The organism is Neolewinella xylanilytica (genome assembly GCF_002934605.1).
GTDB lineage: Bacteria > Bacteroidota > Bacteroidia > Chitinophagales > Saprospiraceae > Neolewinella > Neolewinella xylanilytica.
Genome location: NZ_PTJC01000006.1, coordinates 1,688,127 through 1,712,965, shown reverse-complemented (window position 1 = coordinate 1,712,965; position 24,839 = coordinate 1,688,127). Strand labels below are relative to the sequence as shown.

18 protein-coding genes are annotated in these 24,839 nt (G+C 58.1%); 10 read left to right on the top strand and 8 right to left on the bottom strand.

All coding sequences use genetic code 11. The features are described from left to right. Positions 1-22 precede the first annotated feature (22 nt). Both CLV84_RS16360 and CLV84_RS16355 read right to left on the bottom strand, forming a co-directional pair. Positions 23-1,072, bottom strand: a complete 1,050-nt coding sequence (locus CLV84_RS16360; RefSeq protein WP_104420832.1) for a PA0069 family radical SAM protein — start codon at positions 1,070-1,072, stop codon at positions 23-25. Further along, positions 1,072-3,189, bottom strand: a complete 2,118-nt coding sequence (locus tag CLV84_RS16355; RefSeq protein WP_104420831.1) for a heavy metal translocating P-type ATPase — start codon at positions 3,187-3,189, stop codon at positions 1,072-1,074. The genes CLV84_RS16360 and CLV84_RS16355 overlap by 1 nt, the downstream gene beginning before the upstream one ends. Positions 3,190-3,263: 74 nt before the next feature. Here CLV84_RS16355 and CLV84_RS16350 point away from each other — a divergent pair, with 74 nt between their 5' ends. Next, positions 3,264-4,088, top strand: coding sequence for a phosphopeptide-binding protein (locus CLV84_RS16350; protein WP_104420830.1), 825 nt, complete (start codon positions 3,264-3,266; stop codon positions 4,086-4,088). 112 nt (positions 4,089-4,200) lie between these two features. Here the strand turns inward: CLV84_RS16350 and CLV84_RS16345 are convergent, their stop codons facing one another. Continuing rightward, a complete protein-coding gene (locus tag CLV84_RS16345) occupies positions 4,201-5,736 on the bottom strand; it encodes an alanine/glycine:cation symporter family protein (RefSeq protein ID WP_406603343.1) in 1,536 nt (511 codons plus the stop codon). 195 nt (positions 5,737-5,931) lie between these two features. Here CLV84_RS16345 and CLV84_RS16340 point away from each other — a divergent pair, with 195 nt between their 5' ends. From CLV84_RS16340 to CLV84_RS16325, 4 genes are all read left to right on the top strand, one after another. Further along, positions 5,932-6,513: an RNA polymerase sigma-70 factor gene (locus tag CLV84_RS16340; protein WP_104420828.1), complete on the top strand. Its 582-nt coding sequence runs from the start codon at positions 5,932-5,934 to the stop codon at positions 6,511-6,513. A gap of 117 nt (positions 6,514-6,630) precedes the next feature. Next, on the top strand, positions 6,631-7,494 hold the full coding sequence (locus tag CLV84_RS16335; protein ID WP_104420827.1) for a FecR family protein: 864 nt from the start codon (positions 6,631-6,633) through the stop codon (positions 7,492-7,494). Between the two features lie 21 nt (positions 7,495-7,515). Continuing rightward, complete coding sequence (locus CLV84_RS16330) at positions 7,516-10,185, top strand: TonB-dependent receptor (protein ID WP_170067747.1); 2,670 nt, start codon at positions 7,516-7,518, stop codon at positions 10,183-10,185. Positions 10,186-10,211: 26 nt separating this feature from the next. Next, positions 10,212-11,147 carry a DUF4249 domain-containing protein gene (locus tag CLV84_RS16325; protein WP_104420825.1) on the top strand — a complete coding sequence of 312 codons (936 nt, stop codon included), beginning with the start codon at positions 10,212-10,214 and terminating at the stop codon, positions 11,145-11,147. On the opposite strand, the gene CLV84_RS16320 is transcribed toward CLV84_RS16325, so the two are convergent. From CLV84_RS16320 to CLV84_RS16305, 4 genes are all read right to left on the bottom strand, one after another. Further along, on the bottom strand, positions 11,144-11,716 hold the full coding sequence (locus tag CLV84_RS16320; protein ID WP_170067746.1) for an RDD family protein: 573 nt from the start codon (positions 11,714-11,716) through the stop codon (positions 11,144-11,146). The genes CLV84_RS16325 and CLV84_RS16320 overlap by 4 nt on opposite strands. 14 nt (positions 11,717-11,730) lie before the next feature. Next, on the bottom strand, positions 11,731-13,788 hold the full coding sequence (dnaG, locus tag CLV84_RS16315) for a DNA primase (RefSeq protein WP_104420823.1): 2,058 nt from the start codon (positions 13,786-13,788) through the stop codon (positions 11,731-11,733). Positions 13,789-14,049: 261 nt separating this feature from the next. Then, positions 14,050-14,880: an anti-sigma factor gene (locus CLV84_RS16310; RefSeq protein ID WP_104420822.1), complete on the bottom strand. Its 831-nt coding sequence runs from the start codon at positions 14,878-14,880 to the stop codon at positions 14,050-14,052. A 16-nt stretch (positions 14,881-14,896) separates the two neighbouring features. Further along, complete coding sequence (locus tag CLV84_RS16305; protein ID WP_146088835.1) at positions 14,897-15,484, bottom strand: RNA polymerase sigma factor; 588 nt, start codon at positions 15,482-15,484, stop codon at positions 14,897-14,899. 166 nt (positions 15,485-15,650) lie between these two features. On the opposite strand from CLV84_RS16305, the gene CLV84_RS16300 reads away from it, so the two are divergent. The 4 genes from CLV84_RS16300 to CLV84_RS16285 are packed head-to-tail and all read left to right on the top strand — an operon-like array spanning position 15,651 to position 22,820. Beyond that, positions 15,651-16,571, top strand: coding sequence for a lytic transglycosylase domain-containing protein (locus tag CLV84_RS16300; protein ID WP_104420820.1), 921 nt, complete (start codon positions 15,651-15,653; stop codon positions 16,569-16,571). Between the two features lie 6 nt (positions 16,572-16,577). After that, positions 16,578-18,062, top strand: a complete 1,485-nt coding sequence (locus CLV84_RS16295; protein WP_104420819.1) for a GH3 auxin-responsive promoter family protein — start codon at positions 16,578-16,580, stop codon at positions 18,060-18,062. A gap of 38 nt (positions 18,063-18,100) precedes the next feature. Continuing rightward, positions 18,101-20,362, top strand: coding sequence for a glycoside hydrolase family 3 N-terminal domain-containing protein (locus CLV84_RS16290; protein WP_170067745.1), 2,262 nt, complete (start codon positions 18,101-18,103; stop codon positions 20,360-20,362). A 10-nt stretch (positions 20,363-20,372) separates the two neighbouring features. Further along, a complete protein-coding gene (locus tag CLV84_RS16285; RefSeq protein WP_104420817.1) occupies positions 20,373-22,820 on the top strand; it encodes a zinc-dependent metalloprotease in 2,448 nt (815 codons plus the stop codon). A gap of 2 nt (positions 22,821-22,822) precedes the next feature. Here the strand turns inward: CLV84_RS16285 and CLV84_RS16280 are convergent, their stop codons facing one another. Then, on the bottom strand, positions 22,823-24,388 hold the full coding sequence (locus tag CLV84_RS16280; protein ID WP_104420816.1) for an amidohydrolase family protein: 1,566 nt from the start codon (positions 24,386-24,388) through the stop codon (positions 22,823-22,825). A 101-nt stretch (positions 24,389-24,489) separates the two neighbouring features. Here CLV84_RS16280 and CLV84_RS16275 point away from each other — a divergent pair, with 101 nt between their 5' ends. Beyond that, entirely contained in the window at positions 24,490-24,837 is a 348-nt protein-coding gene (locus CLV84_RS16275; protein WP_104420815.1) for a DUF3098 domain-containing protein, read from the top strand. Positions 24,838-24,839 lie beyond the last annotated feature (2 nt).

The following is a 24,839-nucleotide window of genomic DNA, read 5'->3' as shown; positions in this document are numbered from 1 at the left end:
TGTACGAAGCGGCCGGGTGTTTTTACCAAAGACTCAATTGCGGCCTCCGGCGTCGGTGAAAGGGCTCGAAGTCGTATTCTGGCCAATCGAGGGGTTCGGCAAAATATTTCCTTTTGGCGATTGCGTACTGCTGTTGGATCACCTCGGCGATGGCGCCGCTCCCGTGCTGCCGGATTCCGAAGCGCTTTTCGCCGAGGTGGCCACCGCGGCAATCCCGGATGCGATTGAGGATACGGTCCGCGCGGTCGGGGTAGGTGCGCTGCACCCAGTCGGTAAAGATATCGGCAATGTCGTCGTTCAGCCGTACGATATTGTAACCGATGCGACGGGCGCCGGACTCCGCGGCCCGTTTCGCGATCCCGAGTACTTCATGGTCGGTGAGGCCCGGGATGACCGGAGCGATGTTGACCATCACGGGAATGCCCGCGGCACTCAACGTCTCCACGGCCGCAAAACGCTGGTGAATACTGGCCGTCCGGGGTTCGAGCATTCGCCTGATAGGCTCCTGTAGGGTCGTGATGCTGAAGCAAACATGCACCAGCTTTTTGGCGGCCATTTCCCGCAAGATGTCCAGGTCGCGGACCACCAGGCTATTCTTGGTGATAATCCCCACGGGATGCTGGAACTCCCGGAGCACTTCGAGGCAGGCGCGGGTAATCCCAAACCGCTTCTCCGCGGGTTGATAACAATCCGTATTGCCGGACATCATGATCGCCATCGGCTGGTAAGTTGGCTTGCGCAGGGCGGCACGCAGAAGATCGGGTGCCTCCAGCTTATACAGCACCTTGGTTTCGAAGTCAAGGCCTGCACTGTAGCCCCAGTAGGTATGGGTAGTGCGCGCAAAACAATATACGCAACCGTGTTCGCAACCCTGATAACTGTTCAGGCCATAGCCATTACCCAAATCGGGGCTGGTGATCTTATTGAGAATCGTTTTCGGGTGGGTGGGAATGTACTCGGTACGCAGCTCGTCTTCCGGGTCGGGAAACTCGTCGTAGCGCAGGTTATGGTAGGGGTTGGCGGTGTTGATCTGCGCGCCCCTACCCTTTCGAAGCGGTGTAGGATGCTCCATCAGCGGCGCTTTAGTCGGATGGCATTACCGATGACCACTACGTCGGAGAAGGCCATGAACAGGGCCGCCCACATCGGATTGAGGTAACCCAGCGCGGCCAGTGGTATGGCAATGATGTTGTAACTGAAGGCCCAGAAAAGGCTTTCCCTGATGGTTCTGAGGGTGAGCTCGGCGATCCTGCGACCTTCTACCAGCAGCGACAGGTCGTCTCGCATGAGTACTACCTGGGCCGCGTCGAGGGCAGCCGCGCTGGCACCCCCGAGGCTAATACCGAGGTTCGCCCGACTCAGGGCCGCCGCATCGTTGATCCCGTCGCCTACCATCGCGGTGGGTTGGCGGTCGCTGAGTTCCGTGATTTTTGCCAGTTTTTGTTCGGGTAGCTGTCCGGCGTAAACCTCGTCGATACCCACCTCCCTGGCTACCCGGTCGGCCTTTTCTTTGCGGTCTCCGGTGAGCAATACGGTTTTCAGGCCCCGATCGTGCAATTGACCGATCAGATCCGCGGCACCCGGACGGAGTTCGTCTACCAGGGTGAACCAAGCCAGGACAGTATCTCCCCGTTTAAGGACTACATCGGCGTCGGCCACTTCCCCGCGGGGGGCTCCGAGATAGAACGGACCGGAGGTGAGGCCCAGGCCGGCGGTTTCCTCGACATTTAATTGCCCGACGAAGGATTGGTAGGCAGCATCGCGTGGGTCGGCCATCTCCGTTTTCCAGAGGTGATCCCGGATGGAACCGGCGATGGGATGGGAACTGTAGGCTTCCATTTCAAAGATCAGTCGGCGAACCAGGCGCGGGTCGTGGCTAGGGGCGGTTTCGAACGTACCGATATCCAACTGTCCGGTGGTCAGGGTACCGGTCTTGTCGAAAACAATGCGGGTTACGCCGGCGAAGGTCTCTACCGTACTCCCTCCTCGAATGAGCACACCGATTCTTGCCAACCGACCAACTCCCACCATTACCGCGGTGGGGGTCGCGAGTCCCATGGCACAGGGACAGGAAATCAGCAGCACCGCAATCGCGTTCATGAGCGCCTGGGTAGCGGTGGCGTATCCCGTTCCCCAGCCGACGAGGAACGTAAGTACACTGATGCCGATCACTACCGGTACGAAAATGGCACTTATGCGATCGGCCATCCGCTGGAGATCCGGCTTGTCGGCCTGAGCCGTCTTCACCAGCTCGATGATGCGGGCCAGGGTTCCATCACGGTAGGTTTCGGTCACCTCGTAGGTCGTCTGACCGGATACGACCAGGCTACCCCCGAGCAGTCGGTCGCCCTTGGCCTTTTCCACTGGCAGGCTTTCTCCCGTGAGCATAGCTTCGTTAACGCTGAGGCGGCCTTCTAGGACCGTTCCGTCGAGCGGAATTTTATCCCCGGTGTTGGCCCGCACGAGGTGCCCGGGTTTTACTTCCTCGACCGCTAAGCTCACCAGGGCACCGCTAGGCATCACTACCCGGGCCTTGTCTTCCTTGAGCTCGGTTAGGGCACTAATCGCGGTGGTGGTCCGGTCGACCGCCCTGGCTTCCAGCCAGTTGCCCACCAGTACCAGGGTAATGATGGTGGCCGCCGTTTCAAAAAAATAATAGTTCGGATCCTGCCAGTAAAGACCGACCAAACTGTATACGAAAGCGGCGGTAGCGCCCAGGAAAATGAGCACGTCCATATTGAGCATGCGCTCCCGCAGACCGGACCAGGCGGACCTACCGAAATGGAGTCCGCCCACCAGGTATACGGGCAGGGTAAGACCGAATTGCACCCAACCGTTGTCCAGGGGGGTGGCGACCCCGGCGACCATCATAAAATGGTTCAGCAGCAAGGGCATCGTCAGCGTGGCACAGATCATCAGCCGCTGTCCGGGCGTGAGCGAGAAATTCCTGTCGGAGCCGGCAGTGGCCTCGTTCCCGACCACCGTATAGCCTAATCGCTCGATTCCGTTTCGGATTTCCTGTGGATCCAGCCCCCCGTCAGTAGGACGGTAGCGCACTTCCCGCGTCTGGAAGTTCACCATAACGTCTTCGAGGCCCTTACGCTCCAAAAAGCGCTGAATGGACATGGCGCAATTGTTGCAATCCATACCGGTAACCTCCAATTCTACGATGTCTGGGCGCTTTGTCACGAACCTAATTGCTTTTGTGCACTTCAATAGGTAACGTCCTGACGGACAAAACAGTTAAACCAATGTTATACCATATGAAAACCTTTCAATCACTACTTTTCCTCTCCCTGCTGTTCACCTTTAGCTGTGGTGGGGATACCGACCAGGGTGCAATGGATCAGGGCGGCGTCGAAGAAGAAGAAGGCGCGGAGCTGATCGGGACCGGCAACCCCGGGAACGAGGACATTCAGCTGACCGACATGCCACCCACCGAGGGTTTCCCGAACGCCAGCATCGACGATTGGTCCTACGATGGCGGCACCTTCACCTACGAGGTAAGCGGCTACACCTTCGGGCAGATTACCGAAGATGCCGACGAGCTGATGTGCGCCAATTCCGACCAGGGTCAGCACGTTCACCTCATCATCGACAACGAACCCTACATCGCCAAATACGAGCCCACCTTCGATGAGCCGGTTCAGGACGGAGAACACCACATTCTCACCTTTTTGAGTCGGAGCTACCACGAGTCGATTAAAACCCCGGCTGCCCACCGCGCGGTAATGGTCACGGCCTCTAACGGCAGCTTTTCCAGCGAACAGGAAATTACCGAGCCGATGCTCTTTTACAGCCGGCCGAAGGGTACCTATGTGGGCCGCTCCCAGACCGAAAACGTCATGCTTGATTTTTATCCGGTAAATGCGCCCATCGGCGACGAATACCAGGTTAAAGCCAACGTCAACGGTAAGGAGTTCCTAATCGACGAGTGGAAACCCTACTACCTCGAAAACCTGCCAATGGGTGAGAACACCATCACGCTTACCCTGATGCAGGGAGACAGTATTGTCGACACCCCCCTCAACCCCGTACGCAGAACCTTTACCCTGGAAGCCGATCCGATGGAAGAATCGCGGAAGTAACCCTCCGGAAAAGGCCTTATACAAAAGCCCCGGTACCATGAATGGTACCGGGGCTTTTTTCGTTAACCGCTGCTTGTAGGAAACAAACAAAGGGGGCGCAAGCCGGAAAGGGTTAATCGAAGCGGGTGATTTCTCCCGTCCGAACCCGGTGCAGGTAATCCTGGAGCGCCCGACGCACGTTCGGCATCAGGATGTAGAGTCCCATAACGTTGGGGAAACACATGGCAAAGATCATGGCGTCTCCGAAGTTAAATACGGCAGACGCGGAGATCGCCGAACCGATGACGACAAAGAGGCAGAAGATGATCTTGTAAATCGCCTCATTGAGCTTGGACTCTCCGAAGAGGTACGTCCAGGCTTTGAGTCCATAATAGGACCAGCTGATCATCGTGGAAAGCGCGAACAGAATGACCGCAATGCTCAGTACGACCGGAAACCAGCTGATAACCGTTTCGAAGGCGGCGGAGGTAAGGGTGATGTCCCCAACGGTTCCGGCCACCTTATTGGCAAAGGCCGTTTCCGCGCCGTAGCCTCCATAGTTGGTAATGATGATCACCAGGGCGGTCATGGTACAAATGACTACCGTATCGATAAAGGGTTCCAGGAGGGCCACGATGCCCTCGCTGATCGGTTCGTCGGTCTTGGCGGCGGAGTGGGCGATGGATGCGGAACCTATGCCGGCCTCGTTACTGAAAGCAGCCCGCCGAAATCCCTGGATCAAAACACCGACAAATCCACCGTAGAGAGCATCGGCGTTGAAGGCATTGCTAAAGATGATGCCGAACGCGGCGGGAATGTCCGTGATGTGGTAGCCGAGAACCACCAGCGAAGCAAGTACGTAAACCCCTACCATGAAGGGTACTACCTTGTCCGTTACCTTGGCAATGCTCTTGATCCCACCCAGAATAATCAAACCAACCGTGACGGCCATGAGGAGGCCAAATATCCAGCCGCGTTCGTAAAAGAAGCTGTTCACCCCGCCGGTAACTTCGGTCAGCTGCTGGGTGGCCTGGTTGATCTGCACCATGTTTCCGCCCCCGAGGCTTCCGCCAATACAGGCAATGGAAAACATCACGGCCAACACCTTTCCGAGGACGGCCCAGCCGGGTCCCTTTTCCTTCAGCCCCCGGTCGAGGTAATACATCGGCCCCCCGGATACGGACCCATCGGCGTGGACGTCCCGGTACATCAGGCCCAGCGAACACTCAACGAATTTCGACGTCATGCCCAGGAGACCGGCGATGATCATCCAGAAGGTAGCTCCCGGTCCACCCAATGCGACGGCGAAAGCGACTCCGGCGATGTTGCCGACCCCTACCGTGCCGGAAAGTGCCGCCGTCAATGCCTGAAAGTGGGAAACTTCCCCCTGGTCGTCCGGATCGTCGAATTTTCCACTCACGACGTCCAGGGCGTGCTTGAATGCGGTAATGTTGATGAATCCCATGTAAACGGTAAAGACCGTAGCGCCGATGATCAACCAGGGTAAAACGAAGGGAATATCGAAGTCCCCTACCGGTACGGTGAAGAAAACAATGGACTCCACGACGGCGGTGATGGGCTCAAAAACGGCCTGAATCTTTTCGTCGATGGTCGAGGTAGCGGTTCCGGCTGCCGGCTCCACACCCGGATCCTGCGCAAAGGCCAACATGGGTAAAAGGAAAGCGGCCAGGAGCGTGTGTAAGCGTTTCACCATAGGAAGATTGGGGTTTGAAAATCGCAAGGTAAGTACTTTTTAAAACCCTTCCGGAGATTGTACGGAATCGGGCTGGCACTACCTATTCTGCCCGGTCGCAAGCTATACAAGGGGTTTTTCCGTAGATGTACTACCTTACACCTTTCGCCTATGTCCGTCTCCTCCTCTGCCACCGATACCGAGTTATTCACTTCCCTGCGGGGGGGTGAGGCCTCGGCACTCGACGAGTTGTTCCGGCGGCACTATGTTCCGCTGTGCCGTACCGCTATCCGATTGGTTCGTGATCCCGCCGCGGCGGAAGACATTGTCCAGGACTTCTTCGCCCTGCTTTGGACCAAGCGGACGAACCTGCCGTCCGACACGCCGGCGGTAGGTCCCTACCTGCGCACGGCGGTACGCAACCGGAGCCTCAACTATCTGCGCGACCGAAAACGGATCCCCGTTGGCGACGGTGAGGTACCCGAAACGGCGGCCGACCGATCCCAGCAGCCCGCCGCCGTGCTGGAAAACGAGGAACTACAGCAACGGATTAACGCGGCGATCGACCGGCTGCCGGAACGCTGTCGCCTCGTATTCGTGATGAGCAAGCTCGAACACATGAGCCACCGCGAAATTGCCGATGGACTGGACATATCCGTCAAAACGGTAGAAAATCAAATGACGCGGGCGTATAAATTTCTCCGGCAGTATCTGTCGTGCTTCCTATTTTTAATTTCCCTGATTCATGGTTAATTTGAACCTATCGCGTCAGCCAACGGACGAAAATCCACCAATTGAGGCCCTTACCTTAGGGGGGGCTACCTACCTTTGGGGTCACCCTGACGAAGCTAACACTCACGCAACGTCCTCATGAAATTAGATCAGCACGACATAGACCGCTTGGTTACCAACTATCGGGAGGATTATACTCCCGATGTGGAACGCGGACTGATCCAGCTTCACGCCCGTCTCACCCCCGTCCGGCAATTGTCGGCACCCCGTAAAAAGCGCTATCCCTATCTGCTGGGTGCCGCCGCTGCCGTCCTGCTCATCGTAGCGGCCGTATTCTTGTTTAGCGGCGACGGTCGGACCTATCTTTCCAACGACGATGCACCCATTGCCATGTTTCTCCTGCCCGACGGCAGTCAGGTGAGTTTGCAGCAGGGCAGCCGCATAAGCTACGATCCCGATCGCTTTAATGAACAGGACAGAGCCTTAAATTTGGAAGGACAGGGCTACTTCGAGGTCACGCACGACCTTGCCCGCCCTTTCCTGGTTAGCAACGGCAGCAGCGTCGTCCGGGTAACCGGAACCGCCTTCAACGTTCGCGCGGACGCCGATCTACTGGAAGTTGAGGTCTCGGAAGGCTCCGTCCTCGTCAAGACGGACCAGGAAACGCTTCCGGTCGGAGCTATGGAGTTCGCCACCGTGGCCACCGGGCAACCCATGGTGCACGATCGGGCTCCTCACCTCAACCACCACGCCTGGCGTACCGGCGTCCTGAAATTCGACCATACGCCCATCTCCGAGGTCCTGACCTACTTTACCGACAACTGGGGTATCGTGTGTGATTGGGAGCACGGCCAGGCCTGTGATTATCCGGTAAGCGGCAATTTTAATAGCACCGATGCGACCGCCGTACTGCACGATATCGCTAAACTAGGTGGGCTGACGCTTCGTTCCATCGGCGATGACGCCAAACATTTTCAACTTTCCGGGCGCTGTAAACAATAAAAACCCGCAATTATGAGGGGGTTGCAATGGCTACTACTGGTCATCGGCGTTACAGCGACCCTAGCCTTGCGGGCACAGGACAATCCATCCATTTTTTTACCCGGCGGAACCTATACCCTCGAGGAGGCTTTGGTGGCCCTCACCGAACAGGGCGCCTCCATTAGCTACCGGCCGGACCAGCTCCCGACCACCGTCATCGACCTCACGGAGGATATCCGCACTCCTTCCGCCTGGCTCGATTGGTTGCTGCGCGATACCGAACTAACCTACGAGCGAGGATCTGCCGGTCTGCTGATCCTGCCCGACGCGGCCCTTTTGGCGCGCACGTACACCCTGTACGGTATGGTGAGCGACGCGGTCAGCGGCGAGCGACTCATCGGCGCCACGGTCCAGCTCACGAATGCCAAAGCCGGCACCATATCCAACGAATACGGATTTTACACGCTGTCCACATCGGGTGGTCGGCACCGCCTCCGGGCGACCTACATCGGTTACCGGCCACTGGAACAGGACATCCTGCTGCGCTCCGACACCCAGATCAATCTTCGGCTGACCCCCAATAACGAACTACCCCAAATCATTGTCACGGCGGTGGAAAATGGGGAGGGGGACGCCAGGTACTTCGAGACCGGCACCCGGATCGGCCATTCGGAGGTTTCCCAATTAGGTGGTCTTCTGGGAGAAGACGACCCGCTGCAACTGGCCCGTCTGCTCCCGGGAGTGACCAGCGGAGCGGAAGGGATCGGCGGTATGCTGATCCGGGGCAGCGAAGCGGGGCACAACCTGATCCTCCTGGACGGCGTACCGGTGTACGGCCTGAGCCACGCCGGCGGGCTCTTCAGCATCTTCAGCAACCAGGCCATCCGTCGGATTGACCTGTACAAGGATGCGATCCCCGCTCGCTTCGGTGGCCGAATCGGCGGGGTGCTTGATGTCCATACCCGGGACGGTAACCTGTACGAGAACGAACTCTCCGTAGGCAGCAGCCTCCTCTCCGCTCAGGTAGCGGCCGAGGGGCCCATCCGGGTGGGAGAAAGTTCCTTCCTGCTTACCGGACGGTATTTCTGGGCGAGTAGTTTGATCCGGCGATTCAGCGAAGCATACAAACGGCAACGGGGGCGGCGCGGCGCGATGAGCTACGACGTTTACGATATTAACTTCAAGCTCAATCAACGGGCGGGGAAGCGGGGGCGGATCTATCTGAGTGTCTATTCCGGGCTGGACGATTACACGAATTATAGCTGGCAATCGGACACGATCCGACAACTCTCTCAGGCAGGTACGCTCATGACGTATCACGCTCCCGTCGCGCGGCGCGAGAGTGTCCACTGGGGAAATACGGTGGCCGCCCTGCGGTATAACCATGTTTTTAGCGAGAAAATGTTCGGCAACTTCCGGTTGTCGTACAGCGACCTGCAAACCGCCTCCACCTTCGAGCGCTCGGATAGCTTCAAGACGGTCAACAACGGGGACTACGAGGGGAAGCTGGTAAGTGGAAATTATCAGTCGAGTATTCGGCAAATCGGTTTTGCCTTCGACGGTCAGTACAGTATGGGCAATACGTCATTCCTGCGCTTCGGCGCCGAAGTGAACGACCATCGCTTTACCCCTTCGCTGCTCACGGATACCATCCGGCTGGATCATTACGGTAGCGAAGCCGGACCGACCGAGTACAACCCCCTCCAGCTTGCGGCGTATGCGTCGCTCGGCGGGCACCGCGGCAATCTGTATTACCGGCTCGGTTTGCGGGTAAACACCTGGATGGAAGGGGGTGGCAGGTTTACCTCCCTGAGCCCCCGCATTATGTTCTCCGGCCCGCTCACCGACCACATCGACTGGCAACTCAGCTACGACCGGACGGTACAGCCCGTCCACCTCCTCGGAAGTTTCGTGATCGGCGTTCCGTCCGACTTGTGGGTACCGTCTACCGCAGACATCGCGCCCGCCGTATCCCCACAAATCAGCGGGAAACTCACCTTCCACCCCGCACCCACTTGGTCATTTACGACCGCGGCTTACTATAAGTCGATGCAGGGATTGATTGCCTATTCCGAAGGACAGCAATCTTCGGAAACGTGGAAAGATGAGCTGAGCCGCGGCACGGGAAAAGCCTACGGTCTGGAAACGAGCCTGCAGCGCAACCGGGGAAAAGTGAGGGGATGGTTGAGCTACACGCTGGCACGTAGCGAACGCACGTTCGACCTCCTGACGAACCAGGGAAGTACCTTCCCTTTCCGCTACGACCGCCGCCACTCCGTTAATCTCTTGTTAATTTATCAGCTTGGCGAGCGCACCACCCTTACGGGCAGTTGGCGATACGAAACGGGCCTGGCGTACAGCATGAGCGAAATTATTTTCTCCAGCCCCATTGACTACGGCACGCCGAATACGCCCTTGACCGAAGAACGGAACGGCTTCCGAATGCCGGCCAATCACCGGCTGGACCTCAACCTACACACCAATCTCAGCTCCGAGAATAGTCGATTTACGCACGCCATCGACGTCGGGCTCTACAACGTTTACGATCGCCATAACCCGATTTACTACGAGACCCGTCCGGAGTGGACCACGGGCGAGACGGGGCCGGAAAGCCGCGATCAATTCTACAAGATCTTCGTGACCCCCTTGCTGCCGACCCTGAGTTACCGGCTTACGTTTAGTTCCGGCGGCAGGGACGTATTTGGAAGATAGCGGACAAAGCGGTAAATTCACTCATTATGCCGCTATCCTTCACCGTCACGCTCCGCACCCTTTCCGCGCTGTTCCTGAGCTCGGTGCTGCTAGTTGCGTGTGAAGAGCCGGTGGACCTGGACTTACCCGATCGAAAGAGCCGTTTAGTACTTAGTTCCAGCTTTCTGCCGGAGCAAGCCGTCGTGCTACAGGTGTCCGCCACCCGCCCCAGAGGGACTCCTTCCGGCATGCATATCACGGACGCCCGCGTGTCGCTCTTCGAAGGAATGGACCTGGCAGAGGAACTCACCTACTTTCCGTCGACGGAAACGGACCGGCCCGGCACCTACCGCACTACCACCTTCAAGCCCCAGATCGGCCGGCAGTATACCATCCACGTCTATGCCCCCGGCTACGACCCCGTTTCGGCCGTGTCTTCCATTCCCGAACCCGTTGGCATCAGTTCGGTCACGGTGGAAGGACTGAGCGTTTCCCATGAGGAGGCAGCGTCGGTGTACGATTACCGCCTGTTGGTCGACTACGCGGACCCCGAAGCGGAAACCAATTACTACGACCTGCGCATCAGCCAGATGGTCGTTCCCTTCAAACTCGGTAGCAGCGGGGACACGATCCGTATGCAACCTTACCTAAAGGGGCTGACTACTCCCATCCACGAAGCCGCCGGAGGGCAGACCATTAGCATCTTACTTCAGGACAAAGCAGGTGGACCGTTGGTCGACGTTCACCTTCAGAGCCGCCTGGACCCGGCCACGGAACTACTGGGACAGGTGATTGCGGAACTCCGTACGGTAAGCCCCGAATACTACTTTTACCAGCGCAGCATCATGCGCCCGGACGAAATGCCCAACAGCGGCCTCAAAGACCCCGTTGTCATTTACAACAATGTGAGCAGCGGCCTGGGCGTGTTCGCCGGGTACACTTCAGTACAGAAGGGACTAACGCTTCCGGGACCAGGCAATTAGCCCCGTACGGATACGTCTCTTACCACGAAGGTCTCCGCCCAACGATCGTGCAGCGCGCGGTGCCAGGGGTCGGAAATAAGCCATACCGCCGAGAAGATCGGAAAACTGTTTCCCATGCTGACGAAGAAATTCTGGCTAAGGGGAAAGGTGTTCATGTACTTGTTGTACGCCCACAGGTCACCCACTTCCTGGATCCCGGCCGACTGGGCCAGCCGAATGTACACAAAGAGGGTAACGAAAGCGGAGATCGCCCAGGGAAGGTACCGGAGCAGGCTTTGGTTGAAGTCGATCCGTAAATTGGTCCCCCGGTCCACGACCCGCAAACGCATGATCCACTTACCGATGGTGAAGCCAAGTCTGGCCTCGAGTATGGGTTTGTAAGCAAAGGAGATCAACCATACCGCCACGATGCCCAATAGGCTCGGTTGCCAGACCATGAAGTAGTATATGCCAAAGGAGAGCGGGCCGAGCACCACGGCATCGATGATGGCGGCCGCCAGCCGGGGCAGAAATCCGGCCGTGGGGATGGTGGTCGGATCGGGGAGTTCGTTCAGTGCTTGAGAGGTCAAATCGGTATGTCGGGCTATCGGCTAAGAACGACCGTACCCAGTTCCCGGGCCAGGTCGCGCCGCATTTCATCAAGTTTCATTTGTACTTTAAGATGGGTCTTTAGTTTACTGAAGTTTCCATCTTTTTCGTAGCGGGCGATCAGGCCGGCGTTATCGCGGCACTTACGCTCAATCTTTTCCATGCGGAAAATGCGGAGAAAAATTTCTGCGGTCAAGCGGTGATTTTCTTCCGGCATCTTCTGGCTTAAACGTAACCCGTACTTCTCCCGCCAGTTCGGACTGTAGGTGTAGGGGGTTGCCACGGCATCGATCGCAATCTGCCGCCAGCGGCTGTCGGCGTGTTCGGTATACCAGGTTGGATCGGGGGCTCGCCCTACCTCCTGGAGGTAGGCAATCACGGTCTGCAGCAGTTCCCGGTAGACCGGTTTGTCAAAGTCGTTGAGCAAATCCGCTACGTTCCCCGTAAAATAGGTTGCAATGCTGGTTTCCGTCGCCTCGTCGTACAGTTTGTGTCCGTCGCGTACGAGCAACTGGAGCAGGTACTTTTCCTGGAATTCGTGCCCAACGGCCAGTTGCGAGGAAGCTTCGGGGGCTGCCGGCATCGCGGTCGGAGGCGCCTCCTCAACCTCACCTGATTCCGCCGTGGCCCAACCGGGCTCTACCAGGCCTTCCCAACCGTCGTCCGCGGCGCGGGGTGGGTCCAGGCCGGGCTTTCCGGAGGCACGTCGCTCCCGCTGCACCTTGCGTTCTTCCCGTTCGCGGTCCTTGCGACCCTGGGCCCGGCGATCGGCAATGGCGGTATTGACCAGATTGACCAGGAGGGATTCCTCGATTCCAAGTCGGCCGCTGAACTGTTGCAGGTAGCCGGCCCGCTTCAGCGGATCCTCGACCAGGGCCAGCGTGGCCCCGATATCCCGGATCGCCGTCGTGCGCCGCGCAACGTCGTCACCGGCCTCCTCCAGTAGCAAATCGGCTTTGAAGTAGAGAAAATCCTTACTGGCGGCCTCCAGATACTCGGAGAAGGCGGTGGTCCCTACCGCCTGCAGGTAGCTGTCGGGATCGTGCCCGTCCGGCAACAATACCACCCGCACGTTCAGGTCGCTGGTGAGGAGCACGTCGACGCCGCGCAGCGCCGCCTTCACCCCGGCCTTGTCTCCGTCGTAGAGCAGGGTTACGTTATCGGTGAACCGCTTCACCAGCGATGCTTGGCCGTCGGTCAGACTGGTACCGGAGGTGGCCACTACGTTCTTCACCCCGTTCTGGTGGAGGCTGATCACGTCGGTATACCCCTCCACCATGTAGATGCGATCGGCTTTCCGCACCGCCTGCCGCGCCTGGAACATCCCGTACAGTACGTCCGACTTATGGTAGATCTCGGATTCCGGGCTATTGATGTACTTCGGGGCCTTGGCATCCTTCTTCAGGATTCGTCCGGCAAAGGCGATCGGTTTACCGGCCAGGTTATGGATCGTGAACATGACCCGGTCGCGGAAAAAATCGCGGCCGTTCCGGACGAGGCCTAGCTTTTCGAGTTGCTCATCCTTATGGCCGGCGGCGCGGGCGGCGCGGAGCAAGGTATCGCTGTCTGCGGAAGCGTATCCGAGGTCGAAGGCCGCTAGGGTTTCGCGGCGAAAGCCTCGGCTGCGAAAATAGCTGAGGCCAATGCTTTTCCCTTCTTCGGTATGGAATAGTTGATCGGCGTAAAAGGTACGGGCAAAGTCATTGGTAATGATGAGGCTCTCCTTTTCCTGAAGTTCTTCCCGAACCTCCTGGCTTACTTCTTTTTCCTCGAGTTTGATATTGTACTTCCGGGCAATCCAGCGGATAGCATCCGGGAAAGGCAGTTGCTCGAGTTCCATCAGAAACTTGACGGGGTCTCCCCCTACCCCACATCCGAAGCACTTGTAAATGTTCCGGGCCGGGTTGACGTTGAAGGAGGGTGTCTTCTCATTGTGGAAGGGACACAGACCGGAATAATTGTTCCCCCGCCGGCGTAAATTGACGAAATCGCCGACGATATCCTCTATCCGTGCGGTGTCGATGACCTCCCTGACGCTGTCCTCCGTGATCATGCCCGCAAGGTACGAATTTTATTCGTCGGCTGACTGTCAGTAGCCAACCGAAACGGAAACATAACTTACTGAATCCCAGTTGCTTTAAGACTTATTTAAGCATAAATAGCGGGAGCCAACGCATACTTTTTTCCGTCCCGCTTGTCTTAATAGTATACGCGGAACGAGCACAGGCTCCCGCCAAGATTTAATGGGTGTTCTCATAGTGTGTGGACTGTCCCGACGATATTATATCGCTCGGGGCAGTTTTGTTTTCGGGCCCTACGAGCCGACCTCTCCGATGACCTGCAACTGCGTCAGATCGGGTGTGGGCTGGCCGCCTTCTTGCTCAAGCGTGATGGCAAAGGCCTGCGTATTGGCTACGAAGGGCACGCTTACCAACTCTTCGCCGGTCAGTGCGCGATCGAGCACGCCCAGATCCTGCGGTCCTTCCGCGTTGATGGCCCACAATTGATACTGTCGGCCGGCCGGGGGAGCGGGTAAATTGGCCGCGGTAAAGAGCACCGACTCGCGGTCCGGATTATAGAATACGCGGGCGCGACTCTCCGGGGCGTTATCGGTGCCGGAAAGCACGATACCCCGGGTGCCGATATCGGTGAGCAGTTCGATCTGTTGCTGGTCGGCCGCATAATTCTGGGCTACCTCCTGGCATTCTGCCTGGAGAGCGGTGAATTGGTTGCTGAGTTCGGTAAGATCTTCCCGCCCGTCGCGGTTTTGAAGGAAGAAATAAACCAGGCCGGCAAGGGCAAGAGCCAGGGCAACCACGAGAATCCAGACCGCCGTACCGGCACCACGCTCGGCGGGCGGTACTGGGGTACCTCCCGTGGTGGCAGGTGCGGAAGCCGGAGCCGGGGCGGCGGCTGACGGAGTGATCTCACGGAGCAGGCCTTCGAGCATGGCCGGCGGGGGCGGGGTGGTCTCGCCGTGCAGCAGCGCGTACCGTTCGAGGTCCAGTTCGATCTGCTCGATTTCCGCCTTCACTTCCGGGTAGTCCGCTGCGTACGCCTCCACCCGCCGACGTTCGTCGGGGGATAAACGATCCAGAACGTATAGTTCCAGAACGCCGGAGTTGATGTATGCAGTGAGGTCCACGGTTCGTATTCGCTGTTTATTTGGTGAGGTAAGTGAGGGCGGTCATCAGTAAAATGATCAGCTCGTGCTTCAGGATTTCCCGCAGTTTTTGCAGCGCACGGCGGGAACGGGTCTTCACCGTGCCCAGGGGCAAGTCAAGCGCATCCGCAGCTTCAGCCTGTGTGAAATCCTTGAAATAAAGCAGATCAATTATTGACCGATAATTGCCATCAAGTTTGTCCAGTACCTTGGTCAGCCCGATGTGGTCTACCGACATCGTCTCACTAAGGTTGTTGTGGTTAACTACGACGACATCGAACTCATCGGTTTTAGCCGACTGGCGGTGCGCCTTCGATCTTACCTTGTCAATGGCCGCATTTCGCGCGATCCGCGCCATCCAGGTGAACAGCCGGCTCTTACTTTCCTCGTATTGATCGATGTTGTTCCAGATCCGTAATAGCACGTCGTGCAGTACCTCCTGGGCGGTTTCCTTATCGGTGATGATTTGACCGATTATGTTGTTGAGCGCCCCGCCGTAGTGTTCGAAGAGATAGCGCATACCGGCCTCTTCCCGCTTGCGGAGGAGCTGCAACAGTACGTCTTGTCTTTCTCTTTTTACCGACACGGACACTTACTAATTCGGTTCTTGCGCCGGAGCGCGGGTGCAAAACTTTTTTCTAAAAAAAAGAATGCTTGCTAATCGTGTTGTTATGTTACCGGCCCCAAGATGGCTAAAAATTTATTGAAGGGCCGGTCGTTACGCCCGATACGCGGCGCAATTTATACATTTTATGAAAGCATTACTCGGAGGAATCGGAATCGGACTAGTTTTTCTACTCGGGTGGCTCCTGCTTTCCAGTAGCCCCAACGAGAACCCCCCGACGAGCCCGCCCACCAACGGGGCCGTCCTCGACGACGGGCTTCCGCAGTTGGTACGCCCGATCGACCTAAGCGGGCCGTTTTCATTTGCCGGCAAAACGCTGCCCATGGACAACTTCGATGTACGGGAGCGGCTGGACCTGGAGCTAATGCGGAACGCTTACTTCCACCGCAACACCCTGCTGCTGCTCAAACGCCAGGGTCGCTACTTTCCCATCATCGAGCGCATCCTGGCCGAAGAAGGTGTTCCGGACGACCTAAAATACCTGGCTGCCGCCGAAAGCACCCTCACCGAGGCGGTGAGCCCCGCCGGGGCGAAGGGGGTCTGGCAGTTCATGGCCCCGACGGGGCGCGCCTACGGCCTGGAGATCAACGACGAGGTAGATGAACGCTTCCACCTCGAAAAGGCTACCCGGGCCGCGGCGGCCTACCTCAAGGATTATTACGAAGATTTCGGCGACTGGAACAAGGTAGCCGCCGCCTACAACATGGGCGGTCCGAACTTGAAAAAGTGGCTCGACCGTCAGCGAGCCGAAGAGCTCTACGACCTGGACATTAACCAGGAAACCATGCAGTACCTCTTCCGCATCGTAGCACTGAAGGCGATCATGGAGCGGCCCGAGGAGTTCGGGTACCGCGTTCCCGATGGTGAGTTCTATCCCGTGCTGGATAACTACCGGACCGTCACCGTGGATACTTCGATTGCGAACCTGGGCGACTTTGCCCGGCAACAGGGCACGACCTACCGCATGCTCAAATTGTACAACCCCTGGTTAGTCACCGGCAACCTTACCGTGAGCCGGGGCAATAGTTACGAACTTCGAATTCCCTGATCCTTGTTGAAATCCACCCTGCTTCGACCCTTCGCCTCCTACATCCGCCGCCGGTTACGGTACCGGTCGGCCCTAGCCGTCGAGATCCAGGAAGAAATCCGGAAGGACCTGGTGCGGACGGCCCGCGATACCGCTTTCGGCCGGGACCACCATTTCGACGAGATCAGATCGTATCCCGACTTCCGGCGGCGGATTCCCATTGGCGACTACGAGGCCTTCAAGCCCTACGCCGATCGCATTAAATTGGGGGAACCCGACGTCAGTTGGCCCGGTGTCCCGAAGTACCTAGCCAAGACCAGCGGTACCACTAGTGGGGTAAAGTACATTCCCCTGACCCGCGACAGCCTGCCCAATCATTTCGGTTCGGCCCGCAATGCCCTCTTCAACTACGTCGCCGAAACGGGCCATGCGCGCTGGCTGGACGGAAAAATGATCTTCCTCAGCGGAAGCCCGGAGATGGATTCTACCAACGGCATTCCGACCGGACGCCTGTCGGGGATCGTGAACCACGAAGTACCGGCCTGGTTGCGCACGAATCAGCTACCCTCCTACGCGACCAACTGTATCGAGGATTGGGAGACCAAACTCGAGGCTATCGTGGAGGAAACCATCCACGCCGATATGCGGCTCATCAGCGGCATTCCGCCCTGGGTGCAGATGTATTACGAGCGGCTGCTGGCGCGGAGCGGAAAGGCCACGGTGAAGGAGTTGTTCCCCAATCTGGACATGTTTGTCTACGGCGGGGTGAACTTCGAACCGTACCGCGAAAGCCTCGAACGCCTGGTCGGTGCACGCATCCCCAGCGTAGAAACTTACCCGGCCAGCGAGGGCTTTATCGCTTTCCAGGATAGCCAAACGGAACCGGGGCTACTGCTAAACACCGGTAGCGGGATCTTCTTCGAGTTCGTTCCGGCGGAGCAGGTTTCCAGCGATCGCCCCGAGCGGCTGTCGCTCGCCGAGGTAAAAATGGGGGTCAATTACGCGCTCTTACTCTCCTCCACCGCCGGCCTGTGGGCGTACGACATCGGTGATACGGTTGAGTTCGTCAGCCTTGACCCCTACCGCATCCGAGTTACCGGCCGGGTGAAGCACTACATTTCCGCCTTTGGCGAGCACGTCATCGGGAAAGAAGTGGAAACCGCGCTTCGATCGGTTGCCGGTCGCTACGGCGCGGAGGTAACGGAGTTTACGGTGGCCCCCCAGGTAAACCCCGTGGAAGGACTACCCTACCATGAATGGCTGGTTGAATTTAGCCGGCCACCAGCGGATGCAGCGGCCTTTTCCGCCGCGCTGGATCGGGCCATGGTGGAAGAAAACCTGTACTACCGGGACCTCATCCAGGGAAAGATCCTGCGCCCGCTGGTGCTCACCGCTTTACCGACGGGGGCATTCCGCCGATTCATGAAGCAAAGCGGTAAGTTGGGGGGGCAAAATAAGGTCCCCCGGCTGGCCAACGATCGCAAGATTGCCGATGCCCTACTGGAGGCATAAGCCCGTAGTTAGTAGCTTAGCGGCTAATGATGGCAACTATGCGCTACCTGACGACACTTCTGGTTATTCTGTTGTATTGCACCTGCGCTTCGGCGCAATCTGCCGACAACGGCGATCCACTTACATTCTCCTTCCTTACCGAGGAAGAAAACACCTTCGTCCGGTCTGAGCTGCGGCGGCTGACGCTGCGGCAGAAGGCGGGCCAAATGACCCAGGTGGCCGTAGACTTGGTGTTTGAAGGCCCGACCTATGTGCTCACGGTACCGCCCGAGCTCAGCGAGGAAAAGATCGACCGCGTAATCGGCCAGTTGGAGATCGGATCGCTCCTCAATCACCCCAGCCGCACCTACCCTACCCCCGCGGAATACCACGACTACATCGCGGAATTGCAGGCTAAAGCCATGGAAACGACAGGGGTACCGTTGCTTTACGGCCAGGATGCGATCCACGGCGTCAATTACGTAAAGGGCGCCACGCTGTACGCCCAGCCGATTAACGTAGCGGCGACCTTCAACACGGAGCTCGCCACGGAATTGGCGAGCCTGACGGCCTACGAGATGAAGTCCGCCAGTATCCCGTGGAATTTCAGTCCCGCAATGGACGTGGGCCGCCAGCCGGTATGGCCCCGCAACTGGGAAAGCTTCGGGGAGGATGTGTACGTCAACCAGCGTTTCGGGCTGGCGATGCTGCAGGGGTACCAGGGGAACTCGGTGGGCGACCGTACCAGTGTAGCGGCCTGTTTGAAACACTTCACGGGTTACGGCGCTCCGGCTAGCGGCCGCGATCGTACCCCCGTCTACCTGCCCGAGCGCCAGCTCAAGGAATATTACCTCCCGCAATTCGCCGCGGCCATCGATAGCGGGGCCCTCTCCATTATGGTCAACTCCGGAGAAATCAACGGCGTGCCGACCCACGTCAACCGGGAACTGCTGACGGACGTACTCCGTGGCGAACTGGGTTTCGAAGGCCTCTTGGTATCCGACTGGCAGGACGTGCGGTACCTGTACGAACGGCATAAAGTGGCCGAGAACCTGAAGGAGGCGGTCAAAATGTCCATCGACGCCGGACTCGACATGAGCATGACGGCCGTCACGACCGAATTTCCGGAAATGGTCGTGGAACTGGTACAGGAGGGCGAACTCTCTATGGGGCGCATCGATACTTCCGTGGCTCGTATTCTGGCGGTGAAGGTCGCGCTCGGGTTGTACGAGCAGCGGGTATGGGATCCCGCCGATTTCCCCGAGTTTGGAGGCGAGCAATTCGCGCGCAAGGCGCTACAGTCGGCCGAAGAATCCATCGTCCTGCTCAAGAACGACGGCCTGCCGCTGCCCGTGGGTCAGGAACAGCGCTTACTCGTTGTGGGCCCTACGGCCGACAATATGCGCAGCCTAAACGGCGGGTGGACGTACGGCTGGCAGGGGACGGAAGCGGATGACTACCTCGGCGATTACAACACCATTCGCGAGGCGCTGGAAAAAGAGTTTCCCAACCGGGTGGATTACGTAGCGGGAGCGACCTTCGATTCCCTGGGCAACGTCGAGGGCGCCGTGGCCGCAGCTGATAACGCCGATCTCATTGTAGTATGCCTCGGGGAACTGAGCTATACGGAGGTACCCGGCAACATCAATACCCTGCTCCTACCGAAAGCGCAGCGGGATTTGTTTTTCGCCCTCGAAGCTACCGGCAAACCGATCGTGCTGGTGATGGCCGGCGGACGGCCGCGGTTAATGACCGAGCTTTCCCGCCGATCCAAGGCCGTATTGTTTGCGGGTTATCCGGGTCCGCGGGGCGGGGATGCCCTGGCCGGCATCCTGGCGGGAAGGGTGAACCCGAGTGCCCGCCTTCCCCTCACCTACCCCCGCTACACGAACGCCATCGCCTTTTACGACCATAAGGCTACCGAGGCCCTGAGCGGCAACTTCAACCCCCTGTTTGAATTTGGCTACGGCCTTTCGTTTACGGAATTCGAATACAGCAACCTGGAGTTGAGCAGCCGGGTGCTGAACCCTAACGATACGCTTACCGTAAACCTGCGCGTCACCAACCAGGGCCAGCGGGCCGGCAAACATTCCATTTTACTTTACACTAGCGACCAGGTCGCTTCCATTACACCCAGTGCCCGCCGCTTACGGGATTTCATCAAAATTCACCTGGAACCCGGTGAGTACCGCGATGTCACCTTCGAACTTACCGCCGCCGACTTGGCCTTTGTCGGACTGGATAACGAATGGGTTACCGAAGCGGGTACCTTTTCGGTAATGGTCGGTAACCTAAGTGAAGATTTCGATTACGAAGAATAACCCCCAACCTATGCGTTTTTTACCCTTCCTGCTCCTGTCATTCCTAGCTTGTAAGACAGCGGCGCCCCCGCCGGCCACGCCCCTGGACAGTACGACGGAGACAAATGCTTCCTCCGATACCACCGATATCGAGGAAACCGAAAAGGATGGCAAATTCAAGGAGTATACGGATGTAATCACCGGGGAAGCCGTCTCGGACGACGGGGTGTTTACCGTCCATCGGGTTGGGGAAGATTACTACTTCGAGATTCCCTTTGCCACCTTCAGCAAGGATATGTTGCTCGTTACCCGCATCGCCAAAATTCCGGCGGAACTGGGCGGGGGCTACCTGAATGCCGGCTCGAAAACCAACGAACAACTCATACAGTGGGATCGCGTGAACGACGCGATTTATCTAAGATCGATCGCCTACGACGCGGTGGCGGATACGAGTCTGCCGATCAATATCTCCGTCCAGAATAACAACTACGCGCCCATCATCATGGCCTTCGACATCGAGGCGATGAACCCCGATTCCACCGCCGCGGTGATCAAGGTGAACGAACTCTTCAGCACGGACGTCCAGGCCATAACCGGATTGAGCCAACGGCTGCGTAAATCCTACGAAGTTCGTAACCTCGACCAAAGCCGCAGCTTTATCAGTCGGATGGCCAGCTACCCCGGCAACCTGGAAGTGCGCCACGATATGACTTTCGTGGCGAACAACCCGCCGTCGAACGGTGGCACGGGAACCATCTCCATGCAAATGAGCCAGTCGATGTACCTGCTTCCGGAGGTGCCCATGCAACCGCGACTGCACGACGAGCGGGTGGGCTGGTTTACGGTCTCTCAGGTCGATTACGGCTCCGAAGCGCTCAAAGCGGACGAAAAAACCTACATCAAGCGGTGGAAACTGGTGCCGAGTGACCTGGCTGCCTACGAGCGCGGTGAACTCGTCGAACCCGTCGAGCCCATTGTTTACTACCTGGACCCCGCTACTCCCGAGAAGTTCCGGCCTTACTTCCGGCAAGGGATCGAGGATTGGCAGGTGGCTTTCGAAGCCGCTGGATTCAAGAACGCGATCGTAGCGCGCGATGCGCCGACCGAAGCCGAAGATCCGGACTGGAGTCCGGAGGACGCCCGCTTCTCCGTGGTACGGTACGTGGCCTCGACTACCCGTAATGCCATCGGGCCAAGCGTGGTAGATCCTCGCTCCGGTCAGATTATCGAAAGCGACATCATCTGGTACCACAACCACCTCAGGAGCTACCGCAATCGCTACCTGTTGGAAACCGGGGGCGCCAATCCGGGGGCGCGTAGCCTGGATACCCCCGAAGAAGAAATCGGCGAGATGATGCGGCGGGTCATCTCCCACGAGGTCGGTCACGCGCTGGGCCTTCCGCACAATATGAAGGCCAGCTACGCCTACCCCACCGATAGCTTGCGTTCGGCCACCTTTACCAACAAATGGGGACTAGCCTCCACCATCATGGATTACACCCGCTATAATTACGTGGCCCAGCCGGGAGACGAAGGGGTAAGGTGGGTCCGCATGCTAGGGCCCTATGACGTATACGCCATCAATTGGGGCTACCGTTACCTCCCCGATGTTGCTTCTGCCAAGGCAGAAAAGCCAATCCTGAATGAGTGGATCGCGGAAAAGAAGGGGGACCCGGTATACCTGTTCGGCGGCCGTAGCTCCTCCGACCCGAGTGCCCAGACCGAATCCGTCGGCGACGACCCGGTGAAGGCCAGCACCTACGGAATGAAGAACCTTCGCATCGTAGCCGAAAACCTGGCGGACTGGACTACCGAACCCGGGGAAGATTACACCGACCTCAGGGAGTTGTACGGGGAATTGCTGGGAGTATGGTCGCGCTACGCCGCCCACGTAACCGCCAACATCGGCGGGGTATACGAACAGCTACGGACGACCGACGAGCAAGGCGACACCTATACCCACCTGGACAGTGAAGAGCAAGAACGGGCCATGCGCTTCCTCAACCAAGAGGTTTTCGGGTCCCCCGACTGGCTGATGCCGCGTCGCATCATCGCCAACATCGGGGCTTCCGGCATCGTCGACCGCATGGCCGGTCTGCAGGGGCGTCAGCTCGACAATCTGCTGGATGAGGACCGCCTCGGACGGATGATCGAGAATGAAACCCTGAACGGGGAATCGGCCTATACCGCCACCGAGATGCTGGAGCAGTTGCGCAAGGGTCTCTGGGAAGAGGCGCTCACCGGAAAGGACATCAACGTCTACCGCCGCAACCTGCAACGCTCGCACGTCGACCGGCTCCAGGAACTAATGACGGAGAATGCCGAAAATTCCTCGGACGTGGCTGCACTGACTCGCGCAGAATTGACGAACATTCAACGGCTGGCGGAACGGGCGGCTACTCGCTACCGGAACGGTGTAGTGAAGTACCACCTGCTGGAGATCGCCGCGGACATTGAACAGTTGCTAACCGCCAAATAAGACTATTGCGCCTTTGCTTCCCGCACCATTTCCTTGACAGCCTCGCGTAACTGTATGGCATCGTAAACAATGCCGTCCTTAATCGTATAGCGGATCCCTTCCGTGGTGGTTACCTCGTTGTCTTCGGTGAGCCGCGTGGCGCCGGTGCCGTAGAGGACCTTGAAGTCGGCGAGCGGATTTTCGGCCACTAGGATAAGGTCGGCGAGTTTACCGGGCTCGATGGTTCCGATGCGGTCTGCCATCCCGAGTGCCTCGGCACCGTGCAGGGTCGCAGACTGAACGACTTCGAGGGGGTGGAAACCTGCTTCCCGCAGCAATTCCAGTTCACGGATGTAGCCGAAGCCGTAAAGTTGGTAGATGTATCCACTATCGGAACCTGCCGTCACCCGTCCTCCGCGATTCTTGAACTCATTGATGAACGTCATCCAGAGCCGATAATTTTCCTTCCAATTTACTTCCTGCTCGGTGCCCCAGTGGTGCCAGTAGCTACCGTGGCTGACGCGGCTGGGGGCGTAGAATCTCAGCAGGCTGGGCAGGGTGTATTCCGCGTGCCAGTCAGCGTTCCGGGCGCGCATGATGTCGCGGTTGGCGTCGTATATGTTGAAGGTGGGATTGATGGTAAAATCGAGGGCAAGCAAGCTGTCCATGACTGCATTCCAGTGATCGCTGTAGGGTTCGGCGGCTTGCTGCCACAGATCGCCGGCAGCCCCGAAGCGGTGCTGCTCGTTCTGGTAGTTGTAATCCACCGGATAATCCTGCACCCGCCGGTCCTTGAACAGCGCCTCGGGCAGGCCGTACCAATGCTCCATGGTGGTCAGCCCCGCGCGGGCGGAGTGAAGCACGTTCCATTCTCCTACGTTCATCTGCGCATGGTGCATGGCGCTGCGGAGGCCCAGTTTTTTATTCTCTTCCAGGGCGGCCTGCATTAAATCCGGGCGGGCACCAAAAAGTTTGATGCCGTCACTTCCCTTCACCTTGTTGTCCCGCACCCATTCGCGTACCTCATCGGTGGTGGTAAAGGCTTCCTCCCGTCCCATACCGAAACCCGTGTATGCAACGATGCGCGGGGCGACAATCTCATTTCGTTCCGATCTGGCTTTATGCCGCAATGTCCAATCCAGTCCGTTGAAAGATCCCGGCTCCCGAATGGTGGTGATGCCGTGGCCCAACCACAACTTGTACACGTAATCCGGAGTAGTCCCCTGGGCGCGGCCGCCGGTGTGCCCGTGCATGTCGACGAAGCCAGGCAGTGCGTACATTCCTTCCGCGTCGAGTTCCCGCCCTCCGGGCCGCAGCTGGGGTCGGTCTTCCGGCGCCACGGGCACCCCAGGAAAACCGATGGTTTCGACGGAAACGATTCGGTTGTTTTCGATTACGATATCAACCGGTCCGATGGGGGGTGCCAGGTTCCCGTTGATGAGGGTAACGCCCCGGATAATGAGTTGGTCGTAGGGTCCTTCCCCGAAATCACCGGCTCGGTCGGCCGCGTCCGACATCTGGGCGGAGAGGCCCCATCCGAATAGACAGGAAAGAATCAGCAAACACGGCAATAGATAGCTTCGGCGCATAGTTGGTTGGAATAGATCGCAAGTTTACGAACGGGCTAGCTAGTGCCCGGACAACTACGAAAGTAGTACCTTCGCGGTGGCCGAAAGAACCACGTTCAACTATGAGTAAGCGGAAAAAGCAAAATACGCGTCCATCGACCCCCTCCGCCCCGGAGGAGGAGCCCGTACGCGTGGCGGCTAAGCCAAAGGTCAAAGCCCGCCCCTCCGCGCGTACCCACCCTACCGAGACCGTTGCCCATCCGTTAATCTTCGGACGAGACACCTATTATTGGCTCGGCGGCGGCTTTTTGCTCATCGTGATCGGCTTTTTACTCATGACCGGCGGCCGTGGGGAAGATCCCACCGTGTTCGACGAAGGTGTCATCTACAGTTGGCGCAAGATTACCCTCGCTCCCATGATTATCCTCGCGGGTCTGGGTGTGGTAACCTACGCAATCTTTAAAAAGTAGTA

What these genes read in the sequence shown, in the direction of transcription:
- CLV84_RS16300 (WP_104420820.1), top strand. Translation starts at nt 15,651, where the DNA reads ATGAAAGCATTACTCGGAGGAATCGGAATCGGACTAGTTTTTCTACTC.
- CLV84_RS16335 (WP_104420827.1), top strand. Translation starts at nt 6,631, where the DNA reads ATGAAATTAGATCAGCACGACATAGACCGCTTGGTTACCAACTATCGG.
- CLV84_RS16280 (WP_104420816.1), bottom strand. Translation starts at nt 24,388, where the DNA reads ATGCGCCGAAGCTATCTATTGCCGTGTTTGCTGATTCTTTCCTGTCTA.
- CLV84_RS16325 (WP_104420825.1), top strand. Translation starts at nt 10,212, where the DNA reads ATGCCGCTATCCTTCACCGTCACGCTCCGCACCCTTTCCGCGCTGTTC.
- CLV84_RS16285 (WP_104420817.1), top strand. Translation starts at nt 20,373, where the DNA reads ATGCGTTTTTTACCCTTCCTGCTCCTGTCATTCCTAGCTTGTAAGACA.
- CLV84_RS16290 (WP_170067745.1), top strand. Translation starts at nt 18,101, where the DNA reads ATGCGCTACCTGACGACACTTCTGGTTATTCTGTTGTATTGCACCTGC.
- CLV84_RS16360 (WP_104420832.1), bottom strand. Translation starts at nt 1,072, where the DNA reads ATGGAGCATCCTACACCGCTTCGAAAGGGTAGGGGCGCGCAGATCAAC.
- CLV84_RS16340 (WP_104420828.1), top strand. Translation starts at nt 5,932, where the DNA reads ATGTCCGTCTCCTCCTCTGCCACCGATACCGAGTTATTCACTTCCCTG.
- CLV84_RS16345 (WP_406603343.1), bottom strand. Translation starts at nt 5,736, where the DNA reads ATGTTGGCCTTTGCGCAGGATCCGGGTGTGGAGCCGGCAGCCGGAACC.
- dnaG (WP_104420823.1), bottom strand. Translation starts at nt 13,788, where the DNA reads ATGATCACGGAGGACAGCGTCAGGGAGGTCATCGACACCGCACGGATA.
- CLV84_RS16275 (WP_104420815.1), top strand. Translation starts at nt 24,490, where the DNA reads ATGAGTAAGCGGAAAAAGCAAAATACGCGTCCATCGACCCCCTCCGCC.
- CLV84_RS16350 (WP_104420830.1), top strand. Translation starts at nt 3,264, where the DNA reads ATGAAAACCTTTCAATCACTACTTTTCCTCTCCCTGCTGTTCACCTTT.